The following is a 14,394-nucleotide window of genomic DNA, read 5'->3' on the forward strand; positions in this document are numbered from 1 at the left end:
GCGAAACCTCCCTCTCCCGCCGGGAGAGGGAAAGTTCAGATAAGGCCAAGCGGCCAGTGATGGCCAATCAGATAGAGCAGCCCGGCGGCGATGATCCCGGCGACAATATCATCGACCATGATCCCCATTCCGCCGTGAACATTGCGATCAAACCAGCGGATCGGCCACGGCTTCCACATATCCAGAATACGGAACAGCACAAACCCCACGGCGACCCATTGCCAGTCATTGGTCGGGAGCGCCATCAGCGTGATCCACATACCGATGAACTCATCCCAGACAATACTGCCGTGATCGTGCACACCCATATCTTTTGCCGTCTGGTGGCAGAGGTAAACGCCAAGCGAGATCCCAAACATCACCAGCAGCGAGTAGAGCTGCCAGGGCAAAAAGGTCATCGCCCACCAGAAGGGAATCGACGCCAGCGATCCCATGGTTCCCGGAACGATAGGGCTTAAACCGCTACCAAAGCCAGTAGCCAGCAGATGCCAGGGGTTGCGTAAGTTGAGACGGCTTTTAGCCACATCTTTAGTGCGCGGCAAAGTGGTCATATCCTTTCCAGTCAAGCGTCACGGCTTTGCCGTCACGGGTGAAATGCAATCCTTCAATATCCGCACTAATCTGCCCGATACAGGTAAAAGGCGCACCCAACTGACCAATCGCGACATCCAGCGCACCGCGGTTCAGCTCCGGCACGGTAAAGCACAACTCGTAATCTTCCCCGCCGGAAAGCGCCCAGCGCAGTGCCTGATCCGGCATGACATGGCGGCGAACGGCGTTGGAAAATGGCAACGCATCCAGATCGATACGCGCGCCGCAGCCGCTGGCTTTCAGCACATGCGCGAGGTCAGAAATAAGGCCATCGGAGAGATCAATCGCCGAACTTGCGAGATTGCGCAGCGCCTGCCCCTGCAATACGCGCGGCGTTGGTCGCAGATGGCGCTTGAGCAAATACTGTGCATCAGCGCTATCGTTCACGGCTAAACGCTGTTGCAAAATCGCCAGCCCGGCAGCGCTGTCGCCTGGCGTGCCGGTGACGTAAATCCAGTCACCTGGCTTCGCGCCTGAACGTTTCATTGCCCGCCCAACCGGCACATAACCATGAATGCCAATCGTCATCGACAGCGGGCCACGCGTGGTGTCGCCGCCAATCAGTTGCATATCGTAGTAATTAAGCTGTTCGAACAGGCTGTCGCTAAAGGCTTGCAGCCAGGTTTCATCTGCCTCGGGGAGTGTCAGGGCCAGCGTTAACCACGCCGGATCGGCACCCATCGCCGCCAAATCACTGAGATTTGATGCCATCGCTTTGTACGCCAGATCGGCCGGATCGATATCCGGCAGAAAATGGTTGCCCGCCACCAGCGTATCGACGCTTATCGCCAGCGTCTGTTTTTCGGGAACATTGAGTAGCGCGCAGTCGTCGCCGATGCCAGTTTCTACATCGCGACGGGAATTTCGTACGCGGTCAAAATAACGGGCAATCAGGGAAAATTCGCCGCATGCCATACGTTATGCCTCTGTAGAAAAAAGAAAAAGCCGGAACCGACGCGCAACATGCAGCGCCAGTTTCCGGCTTGCGGATCACTTCTTGTGGGGGCGGATCGCAGGTGCGGCTTTATCCAGCACGCCGTTAACAAACTTGTGGCTGTCTTCAGCGCCGAAGGTTTTTGCCAGTTCGATAGCCTCGTTGATCGCCACCTTGTACGGCACATCATCACGTTTGGACAGTTCGAACAGCGCGATACGCAATACCGCTTTCTCGACCTGACCCAGCTCTTCGAGCAAACGGGACAGGTAAGGCTTCATTAAGCCATCGAGATATGCGCTATTAGTCGCCACCCCGGTCAACAGCTCGCGGAAATACAGGACGTCAACATCTTTAACGTCTTGCTCTGCCAGGAACTGGTATTCAACATCAGAGATGTCGTTCTGGGACAACTGCCAGGAGTAGAGCGCCTGGACGGCACACTCACGGGCGCGGCGACGAGCAGCAGGTTTCACGGAATTCCCCTTACAAAAATCAGGCCTTGATGGCTTTCAATACATTAATCATTTCAAGCGCGGTCAGTGCGGCTTCCGCACCTTTATTACCGGCTTTGGTGCCAGCGCGTTCGATGGCTTGTTCAATACTTTCAGTGGTCAGCACGCCGAAAGCCACCGGGATCTCGCTGTCCTGGGCAACATGCGCCAGGCCATTGCTTGCACCACCGGCAACATATTCGAAGTGCGCAGTACCACCGCGGATCACGGTGCCAAGTGCAATCACCGCGTCATATTTACCGGTTTTGGCCAGCGCACCTGCCGCCAGCGGCAGTTCGTAAGCGCCAGGCACCCACACAACAGTGATGTTGTTATCTTTCACCTGACCGATGCGTTTCAGCGCATCAACCGCGCCTTCCAGCAGGCTGTCGTTGATGAAGTTGTTGAAACGCGCAATGGTGATAGCGACGCGAGCGTCCGGAGCAGCAACGTTGGCTTCAATAATGTTCATACACTTCCTTCACAGGTTCAGTTCGGACCCCGCAGGGGGGCGGATTTTAGCATAATATTTTGCGCGCTGCTTCCCTTTTACAGGAAGCATCACGCATGAGTGAGATGCAGGCAGACATCCGGGCCAACCTGACGTATCTCATTGAATTTAAAGGGTGGTGCGTCCGCAAGGGCAGATAACCCCGGCAGCACGCACAGACCGCGCGCATCGCTGCCTAACAGTGTAGGTGCCAGATAGACAATCAGCTCATCCACCAGGCCTGCCTGCAGTAACGCGCCGGCAAGGTGCGCGCCCGCTTCGACCCACACACTGTTGATCTGCTGTTTGCCGAGCAGCATCATTAGCGTGACCAGGTCGGCGTGCCCATTATGTTCCGGTACGATAATTTCACGCACATTTTCAGGCCACTGGCGCTCATCGGCTCGCGTACGGGCAAACCAGGTTTCTCCCGCCAGGCCGACTAACTGATGCTGCGGTGTCACACGGTTCTGGCTGTCGACAACAATGCGTACCGGTTGACGCAGATTTTCCTGTGGGTAAAGCGCCTGCGTATCCGCATTTAACTCTGCCCAGCGCACGGTCAGCGCCGGATCGTCCGCCAGCACCGTTTCACTGCTGGTCAGGATCGCGTGGCTCTGCGCGCGTAGCAACTGTACGTCGCGGCGCGCCTGCGGTGAGGTGATCCACTGGCTTTCACCGCTGGCCATCGCGGTACGGCCATCAAGCGACGCGCCAAGCTTGAGTTGCACGTAAGGGAACCCGGTGCGCATACGTTTGAGAAAGCCTTTATTCAACGCTTCGGCTTCACTCATCATTAGCCCGTGGCTGACTTCAATGCCTTCCTGCTGCAAGCGATACAAACCGCGCCCGGCAACCTGCGGGTTAGGATCCTGCATTGCGGCAACCACGCGCGCAACGCCAGCATTAATCAGCGCTTCACAGCATGGTGGTGTGCGTCCGTGATGGCTGCACGGTTCGAGCGTGACGTACGCCGTCGCACCGCGAGCCCGTTCGCCCGCCATGCGCAACGCATGCACTTCCGCGTGCGGTTCGCCAGCGCGGTAATGAAAACCTTCGCCGACAATTTCGCCATCGTTGACAATTACGCAGCCGACACGCGGGTTCGGGTGAGTGGTAAAACGCCCGCGCTGCGCCAGTTTCAGCGCCCGCGCCATGTACATTTCGTCGAGCATGATTAGTCCTGTAGACGGGCGATCTCTTCGCCAAATTCGCGAATATCTTCAAAGCTACGGTAGACGGAGGCAAAGCGGACATAGGCCACTTTATCGAGCTTTTTCAGCTGCTCCATCACCAAATTGCCAATCATCTTACTCGGCACTTCCCTTTCGCCGGTTGCGCGAAGTTGCGATTTAATGTGATTCAGCGCCATTTCGACGTCATCTGCGCTGACCGGGCGCTTTTCAAGCGCTTTTAACATGCCACGACGCAGCTTCTCTTCATTGAAAGGTTCACGCACATCATTGCTTTTCACGACGCGCGGCATCACAAGCTCCGCCACTTCAAAGGTGGTGAAACGCTCATTGCAGACCAGGCACTGCCGGCGACGGCGAACGGATGAACCTTCACCCACCAGGCGAGAATCGATAACTTTGGTATCCACGGCGAAACAGAATGGGCAATGCATACGGCGTCCTGACGTTAGAGTTAACTGAAATCTATTTTACCCTGAACTGGCATGACAACAAAGGCAGACCGTTTTTGAGACAATGGATCGATGGCAACGAGGCCGTTGCGATCTACCATTACAGAGAAGATCCTATCCAAGGAAACAGACACAATGACAAGACGTTACCTAAGAACCCTGTTACTGGGAAGCCTTTTTGCCCTCAGTGCCTGCGCCCAGCAAAGCGAAGTTCGCCAGCTTCATCAAAGTGTCAGCACGCTAAATAATGAAATGAGCAAGCTGAACAAAGAGACGGTGAAAATCACCCAGCAGAACACGCTTAATGCCAAATCCGCTAGCGGCGTTTACCTGCTGCCGGGCGCCAATACGCCCGCCCGCTTGAATAGCCAAATCGGTATGCTGCGGATGTCGTTGCAAAATATCGCGCCGAATGCGGCGGGAACCCGCGTCGTGTTGCGGATCCAGGGCGAATCGAACGATCCGTTACCGGCTTTTAGCGGCACCGTTGAGTGGGGTCAGATCCAGGGCACCACCGAGAACTACCAGGAAGTGAATGTACAAAACCAACTGATTAACGCACCGGCCAGCACGCTGGCGCCGAGCGACGTTGATATTCCGCTGCAACTTAACGGCATCACGCCAGAGCAGTTAGGCTTCCTCCGCATTCACGATATCCAGCCCGCCAATTTGCAGTAACATCCGGGGCGACGCTGTCGCCCTTTCTTACTCTCTGTCATGCATTTTCTTCTTTTTTGTCATCTCTTCATCACATTCACCAATTTGCAATATCGATAAATGCCAGTACAATCGCCGTCGTTTATTGCACGCAAACGTGAACGCAATCGATTACGCGCGTGTCAATAATGTGAAACAACACATATTTTTGTGAACGCGGATACTTATAATAGGCGCGCAGAAATATGAAACATTTAGAAACTCCATGCGTGCTTTCTTTCACTCCCGTCTGGGATCTCAATCAGTGGCGTAATGATGAAAAAAACAATTCTCGCAGCCGGTGCTGCTCTGGCGCTTTCCGCTTCTTTTACTGCTAACGCAGCGGATAACAGCAAACCTGAATACGTTTCCGACTGGTGGCACCAGAGCGTAAACGTGGTGGGCAGCTACCACACCCGTTTCGGGCCTGTTCCGCGTAACGATACTTATCTGGAATATGAAGCGTTCGCCAAGAAAGATTGGTTTGATTTCTACGGCTACCTGGATGCGCCGGTCTTCTTCGGTGGTAACACCGGTGCGAAGGGGATCTGGAACCACGGTTCGCCGCTGTTTATGGAAATCGAGCCGCGTTTCTCTATTGATAAGCTGACCGGAACCGACCTGAGTTTCGGTCCGTTCAAAGAGTGGTACTTCGCCAACAACTACATTTACGACATGGGTCGCAACGCCTCCGGCCGCCAGAGCACCTGGTACATGGGTCTGGGTACCGATATCGACACCGGTCTGCCGATGAGCCTCTCCCTGAACGTCTATGCGAAATACCAGTGGCAGAACTACGATGCGCCGAACCAGAACGAGTGGGATGGCTACCGTTTCAAAGTGAAATATTTCGTGCCGATCACCAGCCTGTGGGGCGGCCAGCTGAGCTACATCGGTTTTACCAACTTTGACTGGGGCTCAAAACTGGGCGACAGCCGCTACTACGTTAACGGCGAACAGTTCCGCACCAACAACTCGATTGCCTCCAGCCATATCCTCTCTCTGGGATATGATCACTGGCACTACTCTGTAGTGGCGCGTTACTGGCACAATGGCGGTCAGTTCAAAGATGATGCGGCCCTGGGTGATAGCTATGTGCGTTCTACCGGTTGGGGTGGTTACCTGGTTGTTGGTTACAACTTCTAATCCCACTGCATTGCATAAAAGCCGACCGATGGTCGGCTTTTTTATTGAAAGCGCGCTTTCTGCAGGTTAACGAAATCCTGCATCGATCTGTCCGCACGTTCCGTAAATGTCTTGCCGGTAAAAGCAACCGATGTGCAGCGATCGAGGCGAAAACAGCGATAGTCATCGCGTAACGTACACCACGACACCAATACCCACACACTTCCCATAAACGACAACCCTAACGGATGGATCACCCGCTCCGAGGCTTTTCCTTTGTCGTCTTCATAATGCAAATGCAGCTCCTGATGCAGTCGCATCGCCTGGTGCATAACATCAAACCAGACGCGTACCTGCGGGTATTTATCAAAATTGGGTGAAACAATGCGGTTGCGTTCAGCCGTAATGCGTTTGTCGTAAGGCAGCACCGCCAAAAGTTTTTCCTGCGCCGAACCGGCAGCCTGTGCCAGCGTATCACCGCTCCAGGTTTGCAACATGCCGATAGCGGCAATTAGTGCTTCAACCTCAAGACCGGTAAACATTAACGGCGGCAAATCGAAACCGGGCAGCAAACGGTAGCCACTACCCGCTTCGCCCTGAATCGGTACGCCGGAAAGCGACAAATCGCGAATGTCGCGATAGATGGTGCGTTCAGAAACCTCCAGCCGCTCGGCCAGTAGCGCCGCCGTCACGCGACGTCGGGTACGCAGAACCTGGACTATCTGAAACAATCGATCAGCACGACGGCTCATAACTTATCCGGATGAAGAAAAGCCCGCGCATCAGCACGGGCATCAGTGGTTCAGGCGGGTTGATGCAATCCAACCCGGTTACCCTCACTGTCAATAATCAAGGCAATAGTACCAATGCCCTGCGGCAATACTTCCGGGCCAAAACAACATTCACCGCCCTTTTCACGCACGCGTTCCAGCGCAGCCGCAAGGTTTGCCGTCGCCAGGTAGACCACTGTACCACCGCTTGCCGGCTGGAACATTGGCCCTTTTACCAGCGCACCGCCGGTCGCGGGTTTTACATGCGGAAATACCGCCATTTCGATACCGGCTACGGTCTCATGGCGAAACTGACCACCTAATACATGCTCATAAAACGCGACTGCTCGATCCAGTTGCTGTACCGGCAATTCAAACCAATTCACTAATGTGTTCATGCTCTGTTCCTCTGCGTTAGAAAAATCAACACAGTGAGTCTGCCAGAGGGCTCCTGACAACATATTGTCAGTAGGGATCGTCTTACTATTTTCCGTCCTGCCGCGATAATTATCCGAAAAACATAATTAACCAAAGCATTAATGAGCAGGCTATGTATTCAAAGCAAAATGATATCTATAAACTCCGCCCCCTGCCGTAATGGGTAGCCGATACAAACAGCAACTACACGCTAAGGAACAGGGAACGATGTGGGCAGTTGAAATGCAGGCCGTCAGTAAAAGTTATTTATTAGGACAGGTTCGTGTTGACGCATTAAAAGAGGTGACGCTCAACATTGCAGCAAAACGGTTTACCGTATTATCCGGTCAGTCCGGCAGTGGCAAAACGACACTACTGAACTTAATCGGCGGTATTGATACTCCCGATAGTGGCCGCCTGGTGATTGCCGATCGCGAAATGAACAGCCTCAATGACGACCAGTGCAGCGCTTTTCGCGCCCGTAACCTTGGATTTATCTTTCAGAACTTCAATCTTATCCCGGTGCTCACCGCACGTGAAAATGTCGAAATTCCACTTCTCGCACAGCGTCACACCGCGGCCTGGCGCAAACAGGCGGTCAACGACATGCTTGAGAGCGTCGGCCTTGGCGATAAAGCCGATTCATTGCCGAACCAGCTCTCTGGCGGGCAGCGCCAGCGCGTCGCCATCGCCCGGGCGCTCATTCACCGCCCAGCGCTGGTGGTGGCGGACGAACCCACTGCGAACCTTGACAGCAAAACCGGCAAATCCATTTTACAGCTGTTACGGCGTTTGCAGCAGGAGCATGCCGTTACGGTGGTGTTCTCTTCCCACGATCCGCAGGTGATTGCCGAGGCCGATGATTTGTATGTCGTCCACGACGGCAGTGTGAACGGCCCGGGCGATTGCTAAGGAGAGAACATGCTGAAACTAAAAACGCTCAAACACGCGCTGCGCAACCTGCTGCGTAACCGTCGCCGTACCTTATCAACACTCTGTGCAATCGTGGTGGGTGCCGTCGGTATTCTGCTGTTTGGCGGTTATAACCACTCGATCAAATACAGTTTGCAAACGACTTTTGTGCGTAGCACCGGTCATCTGCAAATCCAGCATCGGGATTATTTACTGCACGGTACGGGAAACCCGGCGCAATACAGCATCCGCAATTACCAGAAAGTGATGGATATCATCGCCAGCGATCCGGTACTGCAACCGATGCTCACCGTCAGCACGCCGGTGCTGACGCTGACAGGCATCGCCGGACATTACGCGGTCGGGACATCACGTCCGGCGCTTATTTACGGCAGTGACGCCGCAGGAAAAGTGCAACTGAACAAATGGGACGAATACCACCTCGGGGATTTCCTGCAAAACCGCCAGATATACTCTGGTGCCGCAGCGGATTCGGCATTTATTGGCGGCGGTCTGGCGCGTTTGCTGCAACTGTGCAACCTCGCCAGCAACCAGCCTTGCAGTGCTCCACCAGCCAAAGAGAACCACGCCGCCGATCTCCCGGCCGATCTTCTGCAACTGTCGCAACAAGCGCGGCAGGCATACGCTGCGGACAGTGGTAATTACATTGAACTGCTGGCGGCTTCCGGTAACGGCGCGCCAAATATCGTGCGCGTTAAAGTGGAAGGCATTCAGCCGCAACCCGCTCGTGAGCTGGATGATAGCTTCGTCGGCATCCATCTGCACCAGGCGCAACAACTGCTGTTTGGTCAGGAGACGCCGGGCGTGACGGCTATCATTCTGCAACTGCACAGCACCTCGCAACTGGCGGATGCGCGAGCGCGGCTCCAGCAGCTTTTTGCCAACGAACTCGCGGATTATCCACTGACAGTATACGACTTCACCGAGCTGCAGCCGTTGTATAAACAGGTACTGAAAATGTTCGATAACATGCTCAATTTCATGCTGGTTCTCATCCTCGCCATCGCGCTATTCACCGTCAGTAACACCATGGGAATGGCGGTAATGGAGCGCACGGTGGAGATTGGTACGCTGCGTGCTGTCGGGCAGAAACGGCGTGATATCCAGCGCTTGTTTCTCAGTGAAGGCTCGCTACTGGGTGTGTTCGGCTCGATTATCGGGGTAATCGTCTCTTTATTGCTGGCGTATCTGATCAATCACGCCGGGCTTACCTGGCAGCCTCCCGGCGTGACAGTGCCAATCAGGATCCATATCAGTGTGTGGGGAGAGTGGGGAATGGTTAGCAGCGTAGTCGGCGTGTTGTTGCTGATAACCGTGATCTCATCGTGGTGGCCTGCACGCCACGCGGCGAATGTCTCTATCGTCGAGGCGCTGCGCCATATCTGACCCCTGCCCTTCGTCTATTAACAAGGAAGAACGTAATGCAATTGCAAAAGAAACCACTGGCACCCTTGTGCCTGGTGTGGCTCTTGTTAGCCGCGATGCCAGCAAGCGCCGCGCTTGAAGCGCAACAAATCCTGAAAAAAAGCGACGAGGTGCGTAACCCGGATCGCTCCTTTAGCCTGGTCACAACGCTTATCAGTTATAAAAACGGCAAGCAGAACGACACCAGCAAACTGGTGCTTTACTCGCGCGCATCGCCGAATGGCGGTCAATTCCGCAGCCTGCTGCGCTTTATCAGTCCGCAGCGCGATGCGGGTAAATTGACCCTGAAAAGCGGCCGCGATCTCTGGCTTTATGACCCGGCAAGCCAGGCGAGCGTGCCAATCTCCCCGCAACAGCGTCTGTTGGGCCAAGCGTCTAACGGTGATGTCGTAACAGCAAACTGGGCCGAAGATTACAAGGCAAGCCTGGTGGCAGAAGAGCAGATCCAGGACGGCGAAAAGCAAATGCGCGACTGCTACCACTTGCATTTAGTCGCAACCAATCCGGACGCTCCCTACCCTTCGATGGATCTTTGGGTCGACAAAAACGATTTCAAAAGCCGTAAAGCGGAGTTTTACGCCGTTAATGGCAACCTGCTGAAAACGACCTGGTATCGTCGCTACGAACCTGCGCTTGGCGGTGTGCGTCCCACCGAGGCGGTGATCATTGATGGCGTCAACGCCCAGCTTGTTACCGTTCTGCGCCAGCAGAATTTTGCCTGGCGGGATGTCCCGGAAGCGTGGCTACAACGCGATTATCTGGCGCACTTTAAGGATACGGATCAATGAAGGCTACGCGCTGGCTCATCGCACTCGGCGCGCTGTGCAACGCTTCTGCCAGCGCACAGCAGGATAGCACCCTGGCGGCGCTTGAACTGGCGGATAAGACCGAGTTTACCGCCGTAGAAAATAAGGCGCTGAGTGGACTACTCGAAATAGCCAGCAGCCTGAACGAAAACAGCGCCAAAGAGCAACGCGCGTCGCTGGATATGCGCTGGGACAAAACCCTGTTACGCAACTGGCGGGCTGTACTTTCGAACCGCTTCGATAGCCGCTTCTCTCACCATCTGAGCCAAAATCGTAATATCAATACCTTGCGTGAAGCCTGGCTTAGCTATGCGCTGACGTCTCAGGCCTCCATCGATGTCGGGCGCATTAACACCCGTTATGGCGTTGCGCTGGGCTACAACCCTACCGACTTTCTTGGTCGCGGTACTGTGCGTTCAGCCATATCGGCCGATCCGGAGTCCCTGCGCAGCAACCGCCTGGGCAATGCCATGATCCGTTTGCAAAAATTTTGGGACAACGCGGCAGCAACGGTGATCTGGTCGCCAAAAATCAGTGCCAGCCGGCGGCAGAACAGCGCCAGCCTTGACTGGAATGCCAGTAATCCCCGCGAACGTGTCTTACTGGCGGGAAGCTATCGCTTTGCCGAAAACCTTAATCCTCAATTATTGCTGCTACAGGAAGAACACCGATCACCTCAGTTGGGCATCAACCTTTCGCGGGTGCTGTCGCGCTCCGCGCTGGTCTATGCGGAATGGGCGGGAGGACGCCAGCCCTTCAACTGGCAGGAAGCGCTGCCCGAAAGCCAGTGGGATACGGCGTGGCGTAACCGTGCAGCCGTTGGTTTAACCTGGACTGGCGAGAACCATTTAACCCTGCGTCTTGAGGGGCACTATAACGGCAGTGCCGACAGCAAAAAGGCCATCGCCACACTTCGTGCCGCTCCCCCTTATATCGCCGCACAGATTGCCGCCTCTCCCGCAGACAACACCGCGCAGCAAGCGCAAGACGGGCTGACGCCACGGCGTGGTGCGCTATTGCAGGCGTACTGGAAAGACATCGCCGACCAGTATGACTTCAACCTGATTTGGCAGCGGGATTTGCAGCGCCAGAAAAATATGGGATTTGTCGAGCTAAGGCGTCATCTGAATTCGGTGGATATCGCCCTTCAGTGGCAAAAAATCTACCGCCCTGAGGTAAAAAAGACCTATAGCGTGCAGCCAGACAGGCGCTGGCAACTCTCCGTGGATTACTATTTTTAAACTGCGTGATATTGCCGGGGTATCATCAATCGCCTACCCACAATAGCAGTGCGAATTACCTGACTCCCCCTCCCAACAGGCGTTGAAGGGAAATTCATCCGCTTCAGGAATATAACGCGCAGTCCTGAAATAGACACTGGCATTTTATCTATCAAACCTTACAAACCGGGCTTAAATATCATGGTCATTTTTCTTACTGGTCAGATAGAAAACAGGAATAGAACATCGTATCTTCTCTATCCCGCTTACATTCCTCAGGCAGGTTTAGGAGGTTAATCTATGTCCATTAATATTTTAATTGTGGATGAGCATGCCATTATACGTCGGGGAATGACCTCGATGATTAACTCACTAAAAAACAGCAATCTTAATACTGATAAACTTGATATTGATGTTATCGGTGACACCAATGAGCAAACAGAACTTCTTGATATTCTCGCCAGTAAAAAAGTGGATCTTCTCTTTCTGGGTTATGGCCTGCATACCATTAAAACGGGTAACCCTGTGTCGGAACTGGATGGCGTTGCACTGGTAAAATGGATTTCAAGCCGTTACCCCAATACAAAAACCATCGTGTTATCGCCTTATAACAATACGAATCTTATTCGTATTGCGCTGGAAGCGGGTGCCAAAGGCTATATAAGCCGTAACACCAGCGAACGCACGCTCTGGCGAGCCATTACTACCGTGCTAATGGACGAAGTCTATATTGAACGAGGGTTAATGGATTCACTTTTCCGCCGCGATGCGCTGACACCGCAGGAATTATCAACGCGCGAAAGTGAGGTTTTACGCTTATTATGCCGTGGGCTTTCGTTAACGACGATTTCCAAACGCATGAACATTAGTATTAAAACTGTCAGCGCACATAAACTCCGCGCCATGGGAAAACTCAATGTGCGAACGGATTGCCAGCTTTATTGTTTATTATTTCAGACGCGGATGTTTGATATCGCAATGTAAATTGCTGCATCGCATTTAATCTATTAGCCGGTAAATAAAAAGGCCTCTGTATTTTTCCAACTCAGGCCTTTATGTATAACTTAAAAATTATCAACAGCTATTTAATCCATTTATTGATCACTTCCTGGCTGCAAGGCTTAAACAAACAGCCATCCATTCCTGCCGCGATGCATTGTTCAACAACCTCGGCTTGCGCAATGGCGGTGAACCCCAATAGCGTTGCACGCATCTCTCCGGAACGCAGCTCTTCCGCGCGTATCAGCTTTGCCAGCGTGAAACCATCCATCACCGGCATGTTGCAATCGATCAGAATGTAATCGTAATTGCGGGTCATCAACCAAAGGGTTAGCGCTTCTTCTCCATTCGTTGCTTCGCTGACCTGATGACCAAGAAATTCAAGTTGATGACGTAACAACATAAGGTTCGGCGGATAATCATCAACAATGAGCACCCGTTTTACGCCGGAAGGTGAGCGCCTTGCTGGCACCGCCGATACATGCTCAGCAGGATTTACCGCTACAGCAGGCAGGCGCAAACGCACATGCACATGCACAGCGGTACCCTGGCCAGGGGTACTTTCCAGCGTTAATTCGCCTTTCATCAGTTCACACAGGGTACGGCAGATAAACAGCCCCAGCCCTGAGCCGAGCCGCGAGGCGTCTTTATCGGAACCCAACTGGGTGAAGGGTTTAAAAAGCCTTTTTTGGTCTTCGGGCGTAATGCCGATACCGGTATCTTTTACGGTCAGCGAAACCGCAATCATCCCCTCAACAGCCGGTTCATGTTTTAGAATGACGTCTATTGAACCTTCGCGGGTAAATTTAACCGCATTACTTAACAGGTTCGAAAGGATCTGTTTATAACGATGAGGGTCAATTTTTAGCAGACACCGTTCGCCACCTTCTACATGCATATTAATCGTTAGCTGTTTTTGATCGGTCGCCTCTTTGAATAACAGCGCTACCGAGCGTGTCAACGCAATCAGCTCCTCTTTTCGCGGCGCTATTGCCATACGGCCCGATTCAATCCGTGAAATATCCAGAATATCCCCCACGACAGCGAGTAAATTTTTTGCGGCATCGTGCGCAACTTCCAGCATTGGCTGTGGCTGTTGCGCCAGCACATTCTGTTTGATTTGCAGTTCCAGAATGCCAAGAATCGCGTTTAACGGCGTGCGAATTTCATGGCTCATTACCGAGAGAAAATTCGTCTTCGCCCGATTTGCCGCTACGGCTTCATCCCTCGCTTCATTCAATTGCTGAATGAATTCCTGCCGCTCCGTCATGTCTATCCAGCCACTTAAAACACCATTGTTTCGGCCATCGCTGCCGTGAAAAGGAATAATCCAGTAAAAAACAGTGCGTGATTGGGCTGAGTGGTTAAACGTCAGCAACCTGTCACGCATGTGCGGGACACCTGTGGTAATCACCCGTTGATAGTCGCGGTGAAACTCACGGATCATGAAATCCGGCAAAGGTAATACATCGACGGTTTTCCCATACACCTCATCGCGCGTGACGTTCATCTCTTCCAGATAGCGGCTATTACAACTGACAAGCTCCCCGCGCAGATTACGCACCGCAACCGGCCAGGGGACGGAAAACATCATATTGCTCATGCAGGCGAGTTGCTCTTTAAGTCGCTGTTGCATACGTATGCGCTGGTTGACCTGGCGTCTGAGCGAAATGATCCACACCATCGAGATGATAACAATCACCGACATCACCAGACTAATGACCTTGATATGACGGCGCCCGCCCTGCCAAAACACGCTCTTTTGCGCAGCAACTCCATTGTTCACCGGAAACGTATTCACAGCTGCAGATCCGATCGGATGGATGACTTGCTTTTCTGTTGCTCCGCT

Annotated in this window: 16 protein-coding genes; 7 read left to right on the forward strand and 9 right to left on the reverse strand. The window is 53.4% G+C overall.

The window, feature by feature from the left end:
- Positions 1–35 precede the first annotated feature (35 nt).
- The 6 genes from pgpA to nrdR all read right to left on the reverse strand — a co-directional run bounded on the left by pgpA (position 36) and on the right by nrdR (position 4,136).
- Entirely contained in the window at positions 36–551 is a 516-nt protein-coding gene (gene pgpA, locus M8Q36_RS00400; protein WP_200552990.1) for a phosphatidylglycerophosphatase A, read from the reverse strand.
- A complete protein-coding gene (gene thiL, locus M8Q36_RS00405; RefSeq protein WP_249879659.1) occupies positions 529–1,506 on the reverse strand; it encodes a thiamine-phosphate kinase in 978 nt (325 codons plus the stop codon). Before thiL ends, pgpA begins: the two co-directional genes overlap by 23 nt.
- A 75-nt stretch (positions 1,507–1,581) precedes the next feature.
- Positions 1,582–2,001, reverse strand: a complete 420-nt coding sequence (gene nusB, locus M8Q36_RS00410) for a transcription antitermination factor NusB (RefSeq protein WP_017458863.1) — start codon at positions 1,999–2,001, stop codon at positions 1,582–1,584.
- 19 nt (positions 2,002–2,020) lie between these two features.
- On the reverse strand, positions 2,021–2,491 hold the full coding sequence (gene ribH, locus M8Q36_RS00415) for a 6,7-dimethyl-8-ribityllumazine synthase (protein ID WP_020456756.1): 471 nt from the start codon (positions 2,489–2,491) through the stop codon (positions 2,021–2,023).
- An 89-nt stretch (positions 2,492–2,580) separates the two neighbouring features.
- Entirely contained in the window at positions 2,581–3,684 is a 1,104-nt protein-coding gene (gene ribD, locus M8Q36_RS00420; RefSeq protein ID WP_249879660.1) for a bifunctional diaminohydroxyphosphoribosylaminopyrimidine deaminase/5-amino-6-(5-phosphoribosylamino)uracil reductase RibD, read from the reverse strand.
- A gap of 2 nt (positions 3,685–3,686) precedes the next feature.
- Positions 3,687–4,136, reverse strand: coding sequence for a transcriptional regulator NrdR (gene nrdR / locus M8Q36_RS00425; RefSeq protein ID WP_017458860.1), 450 nt, complete (start codon positions 4,134–4,136; stop codon positions 3,687–3,689).
- Between the two features lie 153 nt (positions 4,137–4,289).
- Here nrdR and M8Q36_RS00430 point away from each other — a divergent pair, with 153 nt between their 5' ends.
- The gene (locus M8Q36_RS00430) at positions 4,290–4,832 is read left to right on the forward strand and encodes a SadB/YajI family lipoprotein (RefSeq protein ID WP_249879661.1); all 543 of its coding nucleotides are present in this window, start codon (positions 4,290–4,292) and stop codon (positions 4,830–4,832) included.
- Positions 4,833–5,126: 294 nt separating this feature from the next.
- Positions 5,127–5,996, forward strand: coding sequence for a nucleoside-specific channel-forming protein Tsx (locus M8Q36_RS00435; protein ID WP_249882696.1), 870 nt, complete (start codon positions 5,127–5,129; stop codon positions 5,994–5,996).
- Between the two features lie 41 nt (positions 5,997–6,037).
- Here the strand turns inward: M8Q36_RS00435 and M8Q36_RS00440 are convergent, their stop codons facing one another.
- Both M8Q36_RS00440 and M8Q36_RS00445 read right to left on the reverse strand, forming a co-directional pair.
- On the reverse strand, positions 6,038–6,727 hold the full coding sequence (locus tag M8Q36_RS00440; RefSeq protein WP_160271092.1) for a helix-turn-helix transcriptional regulator: 690 nt from the start codon (positions 6,725–6,727) through the stop codon (positions 6,038–6,040).
- Positions 6,728–6,777: 50 nt separating this feature from the next.
- Positions 6,778–7,143: a VOC family protein gene (locus M8Q36_RS00445; RefSeq protein WP_131410064.1), complete on the reverse strand. Its 366-nt coding sequence runs from the start codon at positions 7,141–7,143 to the stop codon at positions 6,778–6,780.
- Between the two features lie 247 nt (positions 7,144–7,390).
- Between M8Q36_RS00445 and M8Q36_RS00450 the strand changes: the two genes are divergently transcribed.
- The 5 genes from M8Q36_RS00450 to M8Q36_RS00470 all read left to right on the forward strand — a co-directional run bounded on the left by M8Q36_RS00450 (position 7,391) and on the right by M8Q36_RS00470 (position 12,530).
- Positions 7,391–8,074, forward strand: a complete 684-nt coding sequence (locus M8Q36_RS00450; protein WP_249879662.1) for an ABC transporter ATP-binding protein — start codon at positions 7,391–7,393, stop codon at positions 8,072–8,074.
- Positions 8,075–8,083: 9 nt separating this feature from the next.
- The gene (locus tag M8Q36_RS00455) at positions 8,084–9,481 is read left to right on the forward strand and encodes an ABC transporter permease (protein ID WP_249879663.1); all 1,398 of its coding nucleotides are present in this window, start codon (positions 8,084–8,086) and stop codon (positions 9,479–9,481) included.
- 35 nt (positions 9,482–9,516) lie between these two features.
- Complete coding sequence (locus M8Q36_RS00460; protein WP_249879664.1) at positions 9,517–10,308, forward strand: outer membrane lipoprotein-sorting protein; 792 nt, start codon at positions 9,517–9,519, stop codon at positions 10,306–10,308.
- Positions 10,305–11,567: a hypothetical protein gene (locus M8Q36_RS00465; protein ID WP_249879665.1), complete on the forward strand. Its 1,263-nt coding sequence runs from the start codon at positions 10,305–10,307 to the stop codon at positions 11,565–11,567. Before M8Q36_RS00460 ends, M8Q36_RS00465 begins: the two co-directional genes overlap by 4 nt.
- A gap of 279 nt (positions 11,568–11,846) precedes the next feature.
- Positions 11,847–12,530 (forward strand): LuxR C-terminal-related transcriptional regulator, encoded by a 684-nt coding sequence (locus M8Q36_RS00470; RefSeq protein WP_200552999.1) that lies wholly within the window; start codon positions 11,847–11,849, stop codon positions 12,528–12,530.
- Between the two features lie 97 nt (positions 12,531–12,627).
- Here M8Q36_RS00470 and M8Q36_RS00475 read toward each other — a convergent pair whose 3' ends face one another.
- Positions 12,628–14,346: an ATP-binding protein gene (locus M8Q36_RS00475; protein WP_249879666.1), complete on the reverse strand. Its 1,719-nt coding sequence runs from the start codon at positions 14,344–14,346 to the stop codon at positions 12,628–12,630.
- Positions 14,347–14,394 lie beyond the last annotated feature (48 nt).

The sequence above is a fragment of the Kosakonia sp. R1.Fl genome (assembly GCF_023516815.1).
In the GTDB taxonomy this organism is placed as follows: domain Bacteria; phylum Pseudomonadota; class Gammaproteobacteria; order Enterobacterales; family Enterobacteriaceae; genus Kosakonia.